The organism is Streptomyces sp. NPDC059957 (genome assembly GCF_042730015.1).
Taxonomy (GTDB): domain Bacteria; phylum Actinomycetota; class Actinomycetes; order Streptomycetales; family Streptomycetaceae; genus Streptomyces.
Window position 1 is genome coordinate 19084 of the sequence record NZ_JBHWMB010000012.1, and the last position, 16821, is coordinate 35904.

At 71.6% G+C, this 16821-nt stretch carries 11 protein-coding genes; 8 read left to right on the plus strand and 3 right to left on the minus strand.

The window, feature by feature from the left end; all coding sequences use genetic code 11:
• Positions 1 to 95 precede the first annotated feature (95 nt).
• Positions 96 to 1529, plus strand: a complete 1434-nt coding sequence (locus tag ACFWBW_RS10665) for a sugar porter family MFS transporter (RefSeq protein ID WP_385370383.1) — start codon at positions 96 to 98, stop codon at positions 1527 to 1529.
• Positions 1530 to 1570: 41 nt separating this feature from the next.
• Here the strand turns inward: ACFWBW_RS10665 and ACFWBW_RS10670 are convergent, their stop codons facing one another.
• Both ACFWBW_RS10670 and ACFWBW_RS10675 read right to left on the minus strand, forming a co-directional pair.
• Complete coding sequence (locus ACFWBW_RS10670; RefSeq protein ID WP_385370385.1) at positions 1571 to 2557, minus strand: LLM class flavin-dependent oxidoreductase; 987 nt, start codon at positions 2555 to 2557, stop codon at positions 1571 to 1573.
• Positions 2558 to 2620: 63 nt separating this feature from the next.
• A complete protein-coding gene (locus ACFWBW_RS10675; protein ID WP_385370387.1) occupies positions 2621 to 4072 on the minus strand; it encodes a cytosine permease in 1452 nt (483 codons plus the stop codon).
• 147 nt (positions 4073 to 4219) lie between these two features.
• Here ACFWBW_RS10675 and ftsY point away from each other — a divergent pair, with 147 nt between their 5' ends.
• A complete protein-coding gene (gene ftsY / locus ACFWBW_RS10680) occupies positions 4220 to 5443 on the plus strand; it encodes a signal recognition particle-docking protein FtsY (RefSeq protein ID WP_385370389.1) in 1224 nt (407 codons plus the stop codon).
• A gap of 109 nt (positions 5444 to 5552) precedes the next feature.
• Here ftsY and ACFWBW_RS10685 read toward each other — a convergent pair whose 3' ends face one another.
• A complete protein-coding gene (locus tag ACFWBW_RS10685) occupies positions 5553 to 6224 on the minus strand; it encodes a bifunctional DNA primase/polymerase (protein WP_385370391.1) in 672 nt (223 codons plus the stop codon).
• A gap of 424 nt (positions 6225 to 6648) precedes the next feature.
• Between ACFWBW_RS10685 and ACFWBW_RS10690 the strand changes: the two genes are divergently transcribed.
• The 6 genes from ACFWBW_RS10690 (at position 6649) to ftsH (ending at position 16706) form a co-directional block, all read left to right on the plus strand.
• Entirely contained in the window at positions 6649 to 8154 is a 1506-nt protein-coding gene (locus ACFWBW_RS10690; protein WP_385370541.1) for a hypothetical protein, read from the plus strand.
• Between the two features lie 336 nt (positions 8155 to 8490).
• A complete protein-coding gene (locus tag ACFWBW_RS10695; protein WP_385370393.1) occupies positions 8491 to 9837 on the plus strand; it encodes an ammonium transporter in 1347 nt (448 codons plus the stop codon).
• Positions 9834 to 10172, plus strand: coding sequence for a P-II family nitrogen regulator (locus ACFWBW_RS10700; protein ID WP_112451060.1), 339 nt, complete (start codon positions 9834 to 9836; stop codon positions 10170 to 10172). Before ACFWBW_RS10695 ends, ACFWBW_RS10700 begins: the two co-directional genes overlap by 4 nt.
• 179 nt (positions 10173 to 10351) lie before the next feature.
• Positions 10352 to 12781, plus strand: coding sequence for a [protein-PII] uridylyltransferase (locus ACFWBW_RS10705; protein ID WP_385370395.1), 2430 nt, complete (start codon positions 10352 to 10354; stop codon positions 12779 to 12781).
• A gap of 274 nt (positions 12782 to 13055) precedes the next feature.
• Positions 13056 to 14630, plus strand: a complete 1575-nt coding sequence (ffh, locus tag ACFWBW_RS10710) for a signal recognition particle protein (protein WP_243337683.1) — start codon at positions 13056 to 13058, stop codon at positions 14628 to 14630.
• A 153-nt stretch (positions 14631 to 14783) separates the two neighbouring features.
• Positions 14784 to 16706: an ATP-dependent zinc metalloprotease FtsH gene (ftsH, locus tag ACFWBW_RS10715; RefSeq protein ID WP_385370397.1), complete on the plus strand. Its 1923-nt coding sequence runs from the start codon at positions 14784 to 14786 to the stop codon at positions 16704 to 16706.
• Positions 16707 to 16821: the final 115 nt, after the last annotated feature.

Here is a 16821-nt window from a genome sequence, read left to right on the forward strand (position 1 = left end):
TGGCCCCTCCGGGTGGTGCCCGATCTTGACCTGTGTGCCACTGGGAGGGACCACACCCACACCTCGTCCCCGCAGCCGGCACGCAGGAGCGCACCTTGAGCAGCAGCACGACGCCGCCCCAGGCCTCAGCCGGCGGCCACGTTTCACAGCCCGACCACCTCGGGCACGTCATCTTCATCACCGCGGCGGCCGCCATGGGCGGGTTCCTCTTCGGCTACGACAGCTCCGTCATCAACGGCGCCGTCGAGGCCATCCGCGACCGCTTCGACGTCGGCTCCGGCACGCTCGCCCAGGTGATCGCCGCCGCGCTGATCGGCTGCGCCCTCGGCGCGGCCACCGCCGGCCGGATCGCCGACCGGATCGGCCGCATCCGCTGCATGCAGATCGCCGCCGTCCTCTTCACGGCCAGCGCCATCGGCTCCGCCCTGCCGTTCGCCCTCTGGGACCTGGCGCTCTGGCGGGTCATCGGCGGCTTCGGCATCGGCATGGCCTCGGTGATCGGCCCGGCCTACATCGCCGAGGTCTCCCCGCCCGCCTACCGCGGCCGGCTCGCCTCGTTCCAGCAGGCCGCGATCGTCATCGGCATCGCCATCTCCCAGCTCGTCAACTGGGGGATCCTGAACCTCGCCGGCGGCGACCAGCGCGGAAAGATCGGCGGCCTGGAAGCCTGGCAGTGGATGCTCGGCGTCATGGTCGTCCCGGCCGTGCTCTACGGGCTGCTCTCCTTCGCCATTCCCGAGTCCCCGCGCTTCCTCGTCTCGGCCGGCCGCATGGAGAAGGCCAAGACGGTCCTGCGCGAGGTCGAGGGGGAGGGCATCGACGCCGACGCCCGCGTCCGCGAGATCGACCGCGCCATTCATTCGGAGCAGAAGTCCACGTTCAAGGACCTCCTCGGCGGCCGCTTCGGCTTCCTGCCGATCGTCTGGATCGGCATCGGCCTCTCCGTCTTCCAGCAGCTCGTCGGCATCAACGTGATCTTCTACTACAGCTCCTCGCTCTGGCAGTCGGTCGGCATCGACCCGAGTTCCTCGTTCCTGTACTCCTTCGAGACCTCCGTCGTGAACATCATCGGTACGGTGATCGCGATGGTCTTCGTGGACCGCATCGGCCGCAAGCCCCTCGCGCTCATCGGGTCCGTGGGCATGGCGATCTCCCTCGCGCTCGCCGCGTGGGCCTTCTCCTACAAGGACACCAGCGGCGGCGACATCGCCCTCCCGCACGCCCAGGGGCTCGTGGCCCTCATCGCGGCCAACTGCTTCGTGCTCTTCTTCGCGCTGTCCTGGGGCGTGGTGGTCTGGGTCCTGCTCGGCGAGATGTTCCCGGGCCGCATCCGCGCCGCGGCCCTCGGCGTGGCGGCCGCCGCCCAGTGGATCGCCAACTGGGTCATCACCGTCTCGTTCCCGACGCTCTCGGACTGGAACCTGTCCGGGGCGTACGTCATCTACGCGGTCTTCGCCGTGCTCTCGATCCCGTTCATCCTCAAGTGGGTGCCGGAGACCAAGGGCAAGGCGCTGGAGGAGATGGGCTGACCACCCCCGCCAACGGCCCCTCCCCCCGTGGCTGCCCCGTCTCAGTCCTTGAGGCGGGGCAGCACCTGTTCGCACAGGAGCTGCAGGCTCCGCCAGCCCTCGTCCACGGGCATCCCGCCGCACAGCGGGTGCAGCACCAGGTTCCCCGCCTCGCCGGCGCCGCGGGCGTACGCGACCGCCTCGTCCGGGGTCAGGATCCGGTACACGCCCTCGGCGCGCAGCTCCGCCACCGTGTGCGCGCCCGACCGCACGGCGCTGCGGATGTCCTTGGACTGCCAGGAGGCGTACATCCCGGCCTCGTGCAGGAACCGCTCGCCGTACTGGTCCCACGCCCGGTCCGGGTCCTCCGCGATGTGCAGCAGCGGGGTCTCGGCGGCCGGCATCATGCAGAAGCCCTCCGTGCCGTACTCCGCGAGCTTCGCGTTGTAGTACGCCTCCAGCTCGGGCAGGTGCGCGCTCGGGAAGAACGGCAGCCCCAGGCGGGCCGCCCGGCGGGCGGCGGCCTCCGAGCTGCCGCCGACCAGGAGCAGCGGGTGCGGCTGGGTGAAGGGCCGCGGGGTGACCCGTACGGTACGGCCGCGGAACTCGAACGGCTCGCCGGTCCATGCCTTCAGCAGGGTCTCCAGCAGCTCGTCTTGGAGCTTGCCGCGCCGGCCCCACTCCACGCCGTGCTGCTCGTACTCCTCGGGCCGGTAGCCGATGCCGGCCACCGTGACCAGGCGGCCGCCGCTGAGCAGGTCGAGGACCGCGATGTCCTCGGCCACCTTCAGCGGGTCGTACAGCGGGCCGATGATCGCCGAGACGGTGACCGCGATCCGGCGGGTGGCGCCGAAGACCGCGCCCGCGAAGGCGAAGGGGGAGGGCAGCCAGTTGTTGTCGGTGCCGTGGTGCTCCTCGGTCTGGATGGTGTCGATCCCGCGGTCGTCCGCGTACTTCGCCATCTCCAGCGCGGCCTTGTAGCGGGCGGAGAGGGTTTCCGGGGTGCCGTTCGGGTCGATGAGGTTGAACCGGGCCACGGTGATGGGCATGGAGAAGTCCCCCTTCGCCGGAGGTGGGTGGGCGGGCGAAGGGGGACGTTAGCTGACGTGGCGTCAGTTGGACAGGGATCCGGCGGGGAGCCGCTCTTCCTGCGGCGCCTCGGTCGCCGTGACCGGGGCCTGCGCCGCCGGGGTGCGCGGCAGGACCGCGTACAGCACGGCCGAGGTGACGATGCCCGCCGCCCAGCCCAGGCCGTTCTGCCCGATCCAGGTGGTGGCCAGCGGGCCGCCGAACCAGTCGACCTTCGTGAACAGCAGGCCCACCACCAGCGCCAGGCCCCAGGCGGTCATGGCCTGCCAGGCGAAACCGCCCCGGTACCAGTAGGCGCTGGTGCGCGAGGTGTCCAGCAGCGCGGCCCCGTCGTAGGAGGTGCGGCGCAGCATGTCCACGCCGAAGACGCCGATCCACGCGGAGAAGGCCACGGCCAGCAGGGTCAGGAAGGAGATGAACGAACCGAAGAAGCTGGTCGCGACCACCATCAGCAGGAAGCCGAAGACCAGGCTGATGACGGCGTTGACGCTGACCGCCGCCGCGCGCGGGACCTTGATGCCGAGGGTCTGGGCGGTGAAGCCCGCCGAGTACATGGACATCGAGTTGATGAGCAGCATGCCGACGAGCGCGATCAGCAGGTACGGGACGGCGATCCAGGTCGGCAGCAGCCGGCCGATGAAGGACACCGGGTCCTGCGCGGTGGCCAGGTCGGGAGTGGCGACGGCCATCACCGCGCCCATGAGCACCATCGGGATCACGACGACGGCCGCGCCGCCGATGGTCGCGCCGACCATGCCCCGGGCGGAGGCGGTACGGGGCAGGTAGCGGGTGAAGTCCGGGCCGGAGGGGACCCAGCTGATGCCGCCGGCCGCGATGGTGCCGATGCCCGCGATCATCATCGCGGTGGAGCCGGCGGGCTTGGCGAAGACGGCGGACCAGTCGGTCTCGGCGATCAGGTAGCCCAGCACGAGCACGCTGAAGGCGCCGAAGAGGTACGTGGACCACTTGGAGCAGACGCGCAGGGCGTTGATGCCAAGGCCGGAGACCAGGAAGGTGCAGCCGACGAAGAAGAGCAGGGTGACGACGATCAGCGCGGTGTTCTTCTTGATGCCGAAGACCAGGTCGAGGACGGTCAGGACGGCGTAGGCGCCGCTGACCGCGTTGATGGTCTCCCAGCCCCAGCGGGCGACCCAGATCAGGGCGCCGGGGAAGAGGTTGCCGCGCTGGCCGAAGACGGCGCGGGAGAGCGCCATGCCGGGGGAGCCGCCGCGCTTGCCCGCGATGGATATGAGCCCCACGAGCCCGTACGAGACCACGGGCGCGGCGATCGCGACGACGAGCACCTGCCAGATGTTCAGCTTGTTGAAGATGACGAGACCGGCGCCCATGGTCAGCAGCAGCACGCTGATGTTGGCGGCGACCCAGGTCGGGACGAGCTCGCGGACCCGGCCGCGGCGCTCGGCGTCCGGGACGGGCTCCAGGCCGCGCGACTCGACGGCGGTCTCGGCAGGCATAGGTGTACTCCGTGGGGGAGGCGGGGCGTGTGGGGACTGTTCATCATCGTAGATTTGCAACAAAAAGTACAAACAGAGGCTTACGTCCTGGTATGAACCTCCAGGGTCCCCATCCCGGGGTGCGCGTGGCCGATACTGGGGAGCGTTATGGAAATCCTCATCCTTGCCGTAGTCATCGCCCTGGTCGCGGTCGGTGCGATCAGCGGGCTCGTGGTCAGCAGCCGCAAGAAGAAGCAGCTGCCCCCCACGGCCCCGCCCAGCACGCCGACCATCACTGCCCCGCCCGCCGAACCGCAGGTGGGGGAGGACGCCGCACCGACGGCGGAAGAACCGCGCCGCACGATCGAGGAGGTCACCCTCCCCGACGCGGAGGCCGCCCTCGAATCGCCGGTCGCGGTCGAGGACCCGGTCGTCGAGGCTCCGCCCGCCCCCGAGATCGAGGTGCCCGAGCCCACCGCCGGCCGCCTGGTCCGGCTGCGCGCCCGCCTCGCCCGGTCGCAGAACACGCTCGGCAAGGGGCTGCTCACGCTGCTCTCCCGCGAGCACCTCGACGAGGACACCTGGGAGGAGATCGAGGAGACCCTCCTCATCGCCGACGTGGGTGTCGCGCCGACCCAGGAGCTGGTGGACCGGCTCCGCGAGCGGGTCAAGGTGCTCGGCACCCGCACCCCCGCCGATCTGCGCGCCCTGCTGAAGGAGGAGCTGGTCGCGCTCCTCGGTACCGACTTCGACCGCGCGGTGAAGACCGAGAGCGGCGTGGACACCCCCGCCGTGATCATGGTCGTCGGCGTGAACGGCACCGGCAAGACCACCACCACCGGCAAGCTGGCCCGGGTGCTCGTCGCCGACGGCCGCAGCGTCGTGCTCGGCGCGGCGGACACCTTCCGCGCCGCCGCCGCCGACCAGCTCCAGACCTGGGGCGAGCGGGTCGGGGCGCGCACGGTGCGCGGCCCCGAGGGCGGCGACCCGGCCTCGATCGCCTACGACGCGGTCAAGGAGGGCATCGCCGAGGGCGCCGACGTGGTGCTCATCGACACGGCGGGCCGCCTGCACACCAAGACCGGCCTGATGGACGAGCTCGGCAAGGTCAAGCGCGTCGTGGAGAAGCACGGCCCGCTCGACGAGATCCTGCTGGTCCTGGACGCCACCACCGGGCAGAACGGCCTGACCCAGGCGCGTGTCTTCGCGGAGGTCGTGGACATCACCGGCATCGTGCTGACCAAGCTCGACGGCACCGCCAAGGGCGGCATCGTCATCGCCGTGCAGCGCGAGCTCGGCGTCCCGGTCAAGCTCATCGGCCTCGGTGAGGGCGCGGACGACCTGGCGCCCTTCGAGCCGGAGGCCTTCGTCGACGCCCTGATCGGCGACTGAACGCTCCCGACGCTCCTACGCCGGCCAGTGCCCCCGAGGTCCCCAGGATCCGGGGGCACTGCCATGGGCGGAGCCGTGAGGGGAGCCAGTGCTGTGACCGGCCACAGCACTAGGAGCGGCGCAGCCGGTGGCAGAGGTAGGCGAGGGTGCCCAGCAGGAGGCGGGCCTGGGGCGGATCCCCGGCCGAGTCCAGAGCCGGCGGGCGCATCCAGCTCACCGGGCCGAGGCCCGCGAAGTCCGAGGGCGGGGCGGTGACGTAGGAGCCCTGGCCCAGTGCGCGCAGGTCGAGACCGGCGTCGTCCCAGCCCATCCGGTACAGCAGCTGCGGCAGCTCGGCCGCCGCCCCCGGGGCGACGAAGAACTGGGCCCGGCCGTCCGGGGTCGCGGTCACCGGGCCGAGCGGCAGCCCCATCCGCTCCAGCCGGACCAGCGCCCGCCGCCCCGCTTCCCCGGCCACCTCGATGACGTCGAAGGAGCGGCCGACGGGGAGCAGCACCGCGGCTCCCGGGTACCCGCTCCAGGTCTCGGTGACCTCGTCGAGGGTGGCACCGGCCGGGACCGTCGGAGCGAGGGCCAGCGGATGCGCCCCCGGCGCACCACAATTCGTATGACCGCAGGAGCAGTCGCGTGCGGGGCCCGCGGCCCGGGCGCCGGGGACCACGTCCCAGCCCCAGAGTCCGGTGTACTCCGCCACCGTCGTGCACTCCGACGTCCGGCCGCGGCGCCGAGCGCCGGAACGGAACTCCTTGGTGCCGCGGCTGCCGCCGATCGTGAAGCCCATGCCCATGCCCCCTCCAACGGGTCGGACGTGCCGGTGGTTACGACATTGGTTACGACATCGGCTGACCGGATGCCCGGCGCACTCCTCGCCGCGCGCGCCCCGGCGCGCTCCTGTCCAACCGATCGGTTCTGCCTTCGTGTCAAGTGAATCGCGCCTGGCGGGTGGCGAGTTCATTCGAAGGGGTGGCGAATGGTGGCGTTTCCGGGATCGACCTCGCCGAAGGGGTGATCGTAGGATTACTTTCGGTGCACGAAGCGCGAAGGAAGACGTGTTCGCGGGTATGCCGGCGGCATGGCGTGAAGGACCTGTGAAGACCGTTTCCCGACTGGGTTTCGTGTTGAAGAGGCTGACGGATGGGGGCGTTCCAGTGAGCGGCAACGGCGCAAGCGGAACGGGTGCGGAGTCCGACGTGTCGTCCGCCGGCATGCCGGACCGGGACTTCGCGCGGGATGCAGCACAGGGCTCCCCGCACGAGGCCACCGTCCGCAACGAGCAGCTGACGTCCTGGTTCGTCCGAAGCGGCTGGTCCAAGGGCGAGCTCGCCCGCCAGGTCAACCGCCGGGCCCGCCAGATGGGCGCCCACCACATCAGCACCGACACCTCGCGGGTCCGCCGCTGGCTCGACGGCGAACAGCCCCGCGAGCCCGTCCCGCGGATCCTGTCCGAGCTGTTCTCCGAGCGCTTCGGTTCCGTCGTCGCCATCGAGCACCTCGGCCTGCGCACCGCCCACCAGACTCCCTCCGTCTCCGGCGTCGACCTGCCCTGGGCCGGCCCGCAGACCATCGAGCTGCTCGGCGAGTTCTCCCGCAGCGACCTGATGCTGGCCCGCCGCGGCTTCCTCGGGACCTCGCTCGCCCTGTCCGCCGGCCCCGCCCTCATCGAGCCCATGCAGCGCTGGCTCGTACCGGTCCCGGCCGCCGACCCGGGACCCCGGGAGGCGGGGCCGGCGGGCGCCCTGAGCGGCCACCGGCCGCCCCGGCTCTCCGAGCCCGAGGTGGACCTCCTCGAAGCCACCACCGTGATGTTCCGCCAGTGGGACGCCCAGTGCGGCGGCGGACTGCGCCGCAAGGCCGTCGTGGGCCAGCTCCACGAGGTCACCGACCTGCTCCAGGAAAGCCACCCGGCGCCGGTCATGAAGCGGCTCTTCAAGGTCGCCGCCGAACTCGCCGAACTCGCCGGCTGGATGAGCTACGACATCGGCCTGCACCCCACCGCGCAGAAGTACTTCGTCCTCGCGCTGCACGCCGCCAAGGAGGGCGGGGACAAGCCCCTGGGCTCGTACATCCTCTCCAACATGAGCCGCCAGATGATCCACCTGGGCCGCCCCGAGGACGCCCTGGAGCTCATCCACCTGGCCCAGTACGGCAGCCGCGACTGCGCGGGGCCCCGTACCCAGGCCATGCTGTATGCGATGGAGGCCCGCGCCTACGCCAACATGGGCCAGCCCAGCCGCTGCAAGCGGGCCGTGCGGATGGCCGAGGACACCTTCTCCGACGTCGGCTTCGACTCCGACCCCGAGCCCGACTGGATCCGCTTCTTCTCCGAGGCCGAGCTCAACGGCGAGAACTCCCACTCCTTCCGGGACCTGGCCTACGTCGCGGGCCGCAGCCCCATGTACGCCTCCCTCGCCGAGCCGGTCATGAAGCGCGCCGTCGAGCTCTTCGAGAAGGACGAGGAGCACCAGCGCTCCTACGCCCTCAACCTCATCGGCATGGCCACCGTGCACCTGCTCCAGCGCGAGCCCGAGCAGGCCACCGTCCTCGTCGGCCGCGCCCTCGACGTGGCGGGAAAGGTGCGGTCCGAACGGGTGAACACCCGGCTGCGCAAGACCGTCGACACCGCCGCGCGTGAGTACGGCGACGTCGCCGACGTGGTGCGGCTGACCGACCACCTCGCCTCCCGCCTCCCCGAGGCCGCGGAGGCCGTCTGACGGCCACCCGGCCGCCCCCAGGCCCCCGGCCGCGGCAGTCACCCCGTGAAGCCCGATCAGGCTCCCCCAGCCAGGTTCCCCGGGTCATCGCCGCGGCCGGGTTCTCACCCGCCACCCTCATGAACCACTCGTTCATGGAGGCGTAACACGCCAGACCTCTTCGTCATCGACGCGAAACACCCAGCGGCGCCGCCGGAAACCGGCCTGCGCGAATCTCAGGGCCATTAACCGGCCAGCCCCCGGGCCGGAACACCCTCAGGCCTGATTCACGAACCAGCGCCGCTCAGGTTTTCACGATCGCCCGCACGCGAACGTACCGACGACGAGGAGACGCCGATGGCATCAGCCATCACGACCCTCGCGGCAGACGCCCCCACGCTGTCTTCCGCGAACACCGGGTTCATGCTCATCTGCTCCGCCCTGGTCATGCTGATGACCCCGGGACTCGCCTTCTTCTACGGAGGCATGGTCCGCGTCAAGAGCAGCCTCAACATGCTGATGATGAGCTTCATCAGCCTCGGGATCGTCACGATCCTCTGGGTCCTCTACGGATTCAGCCTCGCCTTCGGCGCCGACTCCGGCTCGCTCATCGGCTGGACCTCCGACTACGTGGGACTCAGCGGCATCGGCATCACCGAGCTGTGGGACGGCTACACCATCCCCGTCTACGTCTTCGCCGTCTTCCAGCTGATGTTCGCGATCATCACCCCGGCGCTGATAAGCGGTGCACTGGCCGACCGCGTCAAGTTCAGCGCGTGGGCCCTCTTCATCACCCTCTGGGTCACCATCGTCTACTTCCCCGTCGCCCACTGGGTGTGGGGCGCGGGCGGCTGGCTCTTCGAGCTCGGCGTCATCGACTTCGCCGGCGGCACCGCCGTCCACATCAACGCGGGCGCAGCGGCCCTCGGCGTGATCCTGGTCATCGGCAAGCGCGTCGGGTTCAAGAAGGACCCGATGCGCCCGCACAGCCTCCCGCTCGTGATGCTCGGCGCCGGCCTGCTGTGGTTCGGCTGGTTCGGCTTCAACGCGGGCTCCTGGCTCGGCAACGACGACGGCGTCGGCGCGGTCATGTTCGTCAACACCCAGGTCGCCACCGCCGCCGCCATGCTCGCCTGGCTCGGCTACGAGAAGCTGCGCCACGGCTCCTTCACCACCCTCGGCGCCGCCTCCGGCGCGGTCGCGGGCCTCGTCGCCATCACCCCCTCCGGCGGCGCCGTCTCCCCGCTCGGCGCGATCGCCATCGGCGTCATCGCCGGCGTCGTCTGCGCCATGGCCGTCGGCCTGAAGTACAAGTTCGGCTACGACGACTCCCTCGACGTCATCGGAGTCCACCTCGTCGGTGGTGTCCTCGGCTCCCTCCTCGTCGGCCTCTTCGCCACCGGCGGGGTCCAGTCCGACGTCGCGGGCCTCTTCTACGGCGGCGGCCTGGAGCAGCTCGGCAAGCAGGCGATCGGAGTCTTCGCCGTCCTCGCCTACTCTCTCGTGGCATCCGCGGTACTCGCCTTCCTCCTCGACAAGACGATCGGGATGCGGGTCACCGAGGACGACGAGGTCTCCGGCATCGACCAGGTCGAACACGCCGAGACCGCCTACGACTTCAGCGGAGCCGGCGGCGGCTCCTCCTCCCGGAGCACCGCCGTCCCCGCCCCTGTTGCCGCCGCGAGCAAGAAGGTTGACGCATGAAGCTCATCACCGCGATCGTGAAGCCGCACCGGCTCGACGAGATCAAGGAAGCCCTGCACCGCTTCGGAGTCCAGGGACTCACCGTCTCCGAGGCCAGCGGATACGGCCGCCAGCGCGGACACACCGAGGTCTACCGGGGTGCCGAGTACACCGTGGACCTCGTACCGAAGATCCGCATAGAGGTGCTCGTCGAGGACGGCGACGCGGAAGACGTGATGCGGATCGTCGTCGACGCCGCCCAGACCGGCAAGATCGGCGACGGCAAGGTGTGGAGCATCCCCGTGGACTCGGTCATCCGGGTCCGCACCGGCGAACGTGGTGCTGACGCGCTGTAGGACCTGTCCGGTCGGTCGGGCCGGATAAGCGAGCGGGACCTGGTGCGTGCGCTCGCAAGGCGGAGGACAGAACCGACGCGGAGCGTCGGTGACCGACGACAACGCGGCGAGCGTGCGTGCCAGGGCACGGGAGCCCGGCCCGACTGACCGGACAGGTCCTTACTGATGGGAACCTCTGGGTGACGAGTGTCGAAGAGACCACTGACGGCGGCAACACCGCCGACCAGGGACCCAGCGGATACGCCGCGGCCCGGCTGCGACTCCTCCAGGAGGAGTCGCGGTCCGGGCCTTCCCGGCGTTCCGCCCTGGCGGCCCTGACCGACGACTGGCTGAAGGCGCTGTTCGCCACCGCCGCACGGGAGACGGGCGTGCGGGGCGCCGCCCTCGTCGCCGTCGGCGGCTACGGCCGCGCCGAACTCTCCCCCCGCAGCGACCTCGACCTGGTCCTGCTCCACGACGGCAAGGCCGAACCGCGGGCCCTGGCCGCCCTGGCCGACCGGCTCTGGTACCCCGTCTGGGACCTCGGCCTCGCCCTCGACCACTCGGTGCGCACCCCCGGCGAAGCCCGCAAGACCGCCGCCGAAGACCTCAAGGTGCACCTCGGACTGCTCGACGCCCGGCCCGTCGCGGGCGACGCCGGGCTCCTCGCGGGACTGCGCACCTCCGTCCTGGCGGACTGGCGCAACCACGCCGCCAAACGGCTGCCCCAGCTGCACTCCCTGTGCCGCGAGCGGGCCGAGCGCGCCGGAGAGCTCCGCTTCCTGCTGGAACCCGACCTCAAGGAGGCCCGCGGGGGACTGCGCGACGTCACCGCGCTGCGGGCCGTCGCCGCGTCCTGGCTGGCCGACGCCCCGCGCGAGGGCCTCGCCGAAGCCCGGCGCCGGCTGCTCGACGCCCGGGACGCGCTGCACCTGGTGACCGGCCGCGCCACCGACCGGCTCTCCCTCCAGGAACAGACACCGGTCGCCGCGCAGCTCGGTCTGCTCGACGCCGACGCCCTGCTCCGGGAGGTGTACGAGGCCGCGCGGGTGGTCTCGTACGCCGGTGACGTGACCTGGCGCGAGGTCGGGCGCGTGCTCCGGGCGCGGTCCGCCCGCCCCCGGCTCCGCGGACTGCTCGGCACCCGCAGCTCCGTACCGGAGCGTGCCCCGCTCGCCGAAGGCGTCGTCGAGTCCGACGGCGAGGCCGTACTGGCCCTGGCCGCGCGGCCCGACCGGGACCCGGTGCTGCCCCTGCGCTTCGGCGCGGCCGCCGCCCAGGCCGGACTGCCCGTCTCGCTGCACGCCGTGCGCAGGCTCGCGGCGCAGGCGAAGCCGCTGCCGGTGCCGTGGCCCGCCGAGGCCCGGGAGCAGCTGCTGACCCTGCTGGGCGCGGGGGAGCCGACGGTGGCCGTGTGGGAGGCCCTGGAGGCCGAGGGGATCATCACGAAGCTGCTGCCCGACTGGGAGCGGGTGCGGTGCCGGCCGCAGCGGAACCCGGTGCACACCTGGACCGTGGACCGCCACCTCGTCGAGACGGCCGTCCGGGCCTCCGAGCTGACCCGCCGGGTGGGCCGCCCCGACCTCCTCCTGATGGCCGCGCTGCTGCACGACATCGGCAAGGGCTGGCCCGGCGACCACTCCGTGGCCGGCGAGACGATCGCCCGCGACATGGCGCTGCGGGTGGGCTTCGACGAGGAGGACGTCGCCGTGCTGGGCGCGCTCGTACGCCACCACCTGCTGCTGATCGACACCGCCACGCGGCGGGACCTGGACGACCCGGCGACGGTCAAGGCCGTCGCCGAGGCGGTCGGGTCGCCCGGCACGCTGGAGATCCTGCACGCACTGACGGAAGCCGACGCGCTGGCCACCGGCCCGGCGGCGTGGAGCGCGTGGCGCGGCTCGCTCGTGGCCGACCTGGTCGCCCGGGTCGCCGCCGTGCTGCGCGGCGCCGCCCCGGCGGTGACGGAGCTGGAGATCCCGACCACGGAGCAGGAGCGCCTGGCGGTGGAGGCGCTGCGCACCGGAGAGCCGGTCCTGGCCCTGCACGCCCGCCAGGAGGAGGACGCGGTCGGCGTGGAACTGGTGGTGGCCGTCCCCGACCAGCCGGGAGTGCTGCCCGCGGTGGCCGGCGTACTGGCACTGCACCGGCTCACCGTGCGCGCCGCCGACCTGCGCTCGATGGAACTCCCGGACCGGCTCGGCGAGGTACTGGTCCTGCGCTGGCGGGTGGCCGCGGAGTACGGCTCCCTGCCGGAGGCCGCGCGGCTGCGCACCGATCTGGTGCGGGCCCTGGACGGCTCGCTGGACGTCCCGTCGAAGCTGGCGGACCGCGAGGCGGCGTACCCCCGCCGGCGCGGGGTGGTCCCGCCGCCGCCCCGGGTCACGGTGGTGCCCGAGGTCTCGTCGCTCGCCACGGTCCTGGAGGTGCGCGCCCCCGACGCGGTCGGGCTGCTGCACCGGATCGGGCGCGCGCTGGAGTCCGCCGGGGTGCGGGTGCGCAGCGCGCACGTGTCCACGCTGGGCGCGAACGCGGTGGACACGGTGTACGTGGTCGACGCCGACGGGAAACCCCTGACGGCGTCGGCGGCGGCAGCCCTGGCGGGCTCGATCCAGGCAGCCCTGGCGTAGGGGGCCCGCGGGGCTGTCCCCCACCCACCCTTCCACCGTTCCCCGGGGCTCCGCCCCGGACCCCGGTCCTCAAACGCCGGACGGGCTGAGAGCGTGCCGGGCGGGCTGGAAAATCCAGCCTCGCCGGCGTTTGAGGCGCGGGGTCCGGGGCTGAGCCCCGGGAGACGGCGAAAGGGCGGGGTGGGGGAAAGCCGCCCACAGGGCCGAAGGGGTAGCGCGGCCCGATACCCTGGGGGACGACCACACGCCCCCGACCCGAGGAATCGCGACCACCGTGTTCGATACGCTTTCCGACCGCCTCAGCGCGACCTTCAAGTCCCTCCGGGGCAAAGGCCGCCTCTCCGAGCAGGACATCGACGCTGCGGCGCGGGAAATCCGTATCGCCCTCCTCGAGGCCGACGTCGCCCTCCCGGTCGTCCGCTCCTTCATCGCGAACGTCAAGGAGCGCGCCCGCGGCGAAGAGGTCTCCAAGGCCCTGAACCCGGGCCAGCAGGTCCTCAAGATCGTCAACGACGAGCTGGTCTCCATCCTCGGCGGCGAGACCCGGCGGCTGCGCTTCGCCAAGACCGCGCCCACCGTGATCATGCTCGCCGGCCTCCAGGGTGCGGGTAAGACCACCCTCGCCGGAAAGCTCGGCCTGTGGCTGAAGGGGCAGGGCCACACCCCGCTCCTCGTCGCCTGCGACCTCCAGCGCCCCAACGCCGTCAACCAGCTCTCGGTCGTGGCCGAGCGGGCCGGCGTGGCCGTCTACGCCCCCGCGCCGGGCAACGGCGTCGGTGACCCGGTCCAGGTCGCCAAGGACTCCATCGAGTACGCGCGCACCAAGCAGTACGACGTCGTGATCGTCGACACCGCCGGCCGCCTCGGCATCGACCAGGAGCTGATGCAGCAGGCCGCGGACATCCGCGACGCCGTCAGCCCGGACGAGATCCTCTTCGTCGTCGACGCCATGATCGGCCAGGACGCGGTCAACACCGCCGAGGCCTTCCGCGACGGCGTCGGCTTCGACGGCGTCGTGCTCTCCAAGCTCGACGGCGACGCGCGGGGCGGTGCCGCGCTCTCCATCGCGCACGTCACCGGCAAGCAGATCATCTTCGCCTCGAACGGCGAGAAGCTCGACGAGTTCGACGCTTTCCACCCGGACCGCATGGCGGGCCGGATCCTCGACATGGGTGACATGCTCACCCTGATCGAGCAGGCCGAGAAGACCTTCTCGCAGGCCGAGGCCGAGAAGATGGCGGCCAAGCTGCAGAAGGGCCCGAAGGAGTTCACGCTCGACGACTTCCTGGCCCAGATGGAGCAGGTCCGCAAGATGGGCTCCATCTCCAAGCTGCTCGGCATGCTCCCGGGCATGGGGCAGATCAAGGACCAGATCAACAACATCGACGAGCGCGACGTGGACCGCACCGCCGCGATCATCAAGTCGATGACCCCGGCCGAGCGCCAGGACCCGCACCTCATCAACGGCTCCCGCCGCGCCCGTATCGCCAAGGGCTCCGGCACCGAGGTCAGCGCCGTCAAGTCGCTCGTCGAGCGGTTCTTCGAGGCCCGCAAGATGATGTCCCGCATGGCCCAGGGCGGTGGCATGCCGGGCATGCCCGGCATCCCCGGGATGGGCGGCGGCCCCGGCCGGCAGAAGAAGCAGGTCAAGCAGGCCAAGGGCAAGCGCAAGAGCGGCAACCCGATGAAGCGCAAGGAAGAAGAGGCCGCGGCAGCCGCGCGTCGCGAGGCGGGCCCGGAGGCGATCGAGCCCGCCGCCGGCGGCAACCCGTTCGGCCTTCCCACCGGGGGCGCCCAGCCCGGTCAGGACTTCGACCTTCCGGACGAGTTCAAGAAGTTCATGAAGTAGCGGCACGTGAAGTAGCACTGAAGTAGCAGTACGGCGCCACGCGAGCCCCGGCCGGACCACTCCGGCCGGGGCTTCGCCGTGTGGGCTCCCGCCAGGGGCGACGGTCCGGTTTGTCGCTTATGGTCGGCCGGGAGGACGGCAGAAGGAGGCCACGTGCCCAGCCCCACCCCCGTACCGCCCCGCGACCGGGCCGATACGCCCTGGCGCTCCGAAGGCGCACCCCCCGCCCCGCCGCCGAAGAGGCGGATGCCCGGCGGCTGGCGCGGCCTGATCCTCACGGCCCTGATCGTCTACCTGATCACCAACCTGGTGCTGTCCTTCTTCAACGAGGGCGACGAGCCGACCATCTCGTACACCGAGTTCAGCAAGCAGGTCGCGAACGGCAACGTCTCGAAGATCTACGCCAAGGGCGACGCCATCCAGGGCGAGCTGAAGACCGAACAGCCCAAGCCGGACGGCGACAAGGGCGACTACAAGAAGTTCGTCTCCCAGCGCCCCGCCTTCGCCGACGACGACCTGTGGGCCAACCTCACCAAGCAGAACGTCGTCGTCACCGCCTCCCCGGTCGTCGTGCAGCGCAGCTTCCTGGCCAACCTGCTGATCTCCCTGGCCCCGATGCTGCTGCTGGTCCTCCTGTGGGTGGTCATCGCCCGCCGGATGGGATCGGCGATGGGCGGCGGCATGGGCGCGCTGGGGCGCAAGACGCCGCCCAAGCCGGTCGAGCTGGAGGGCGCCAAGCGCACGACCTTCGAGGACGTGGCCGGCATCGACGAGGTCGAGGGCGAGCTCAACGACGTCGTGGACTTCCTCAAGAACCCGGACGAGTACCGGAAGATGGGCGCCCGCATGCCCGGCGGCGTCCTGCTCGCCGGCCCGCCCGGCACCGGCAAGACCCTGCTCGCGCGCGCCCTCGCGGGTGAGGCCGGGGTGCCGTTCTTCTCCGCCTCCGCCTCCGAGTTCATCGAGATGATCGTCGGCGTCGGCGCGTCCCGGGTGCGCGAACTCTTCTCAGAGGCCCGCAAAGTGGCCCCCGCCATCGTCTTCATCGACGAGATCGACACCATCGGGCGGGTGCGCGGCGGCGGCGCGGGCATGGGCGGCCACGACGAGCGCGAGCAGACCCTGAACCAGATCCTCACCGAGATGGACGGCTTCTCCGGCTCCGAAGGCGTGGTCGTCCTCGCCGCGACCAACCGGGCCGACGTCCTGGACCCGGCGCTCACCCGGCCCGGCCGCTTCGACCGCACCGTCGTCGTCTCCCCGCCCGACAAGAGCGGCCGGGAAGCGATCCTGCGGATCCACACCAGGGACATCCCGCTCGCCGACGGCGTCGACCTCGCGCAAGTGGCCCGTACGACGCCGGGCATGACCGGAGCGGAGTTGGCCAACCTCGCCAACGAGGCCGCCCTGCTCGCGGTGAAGCGCCGGCAGAAGGAAGTCACCCAGTCGGATCTCTCCGACGCCCTGGAAAAGGTCCAGCTGGGCGCGGAACGGCCGCTGGTCTTGTCGGAGGAGGACCGCCGCCGCACCGCGTACCACGAGAGCGGCCACGCCTTGCTGGGCATGCTCCAGCCGGGCGCCGACCCGGTCCGCAAGATCACCATCGTCCCGCGCGGCCGTGCGCTCGGCGTCACCCTCTCCACGCCGGAGGCGGACCGGTACGCCTACACGGAGGAGTACCTGCGCGGCCGCATCATCGGAGCGCTGGGGGGCATGGCGGCCGAGCACACCGTCTACGACGTCATCACCACCGGCGCGGAGAACGACCTCGAACAGGTCACCAACATCGCCCGTGGCATGGTCGGCCGCTGGGGCATGAGCGAGCGCATCGGCCGCCTCACCGCCATTCCCTCGGACGGACAGAGCCCCTACGGCCTCTCCGCGGCCCCCGCCACCCTCGACGCGGTGGACCACGAGATGCGCCGGATCGTCGACGAGTGCTACGAGAAGGCCTGCCTCCTGCTGCGCGAGAACCGCGACAAGCTGGACGCCCTCGCGGAAGCGCTGATGGCCAACGAGACCCTGGACGAAGCGGCCGCCTACGCCGCCGCGGGGATCCCCCGCCTCCACAAGTGAGCGCCGCACAAGTGAGGGCCGTGGGGGGGGGGGGCGCGGCCCCCCCCCGCGCCCCCCCCCCCCCCCCCTCCCATTCCCCCCCCCAAGCGACGGCCTCCCCACAAACGTTTTTCAA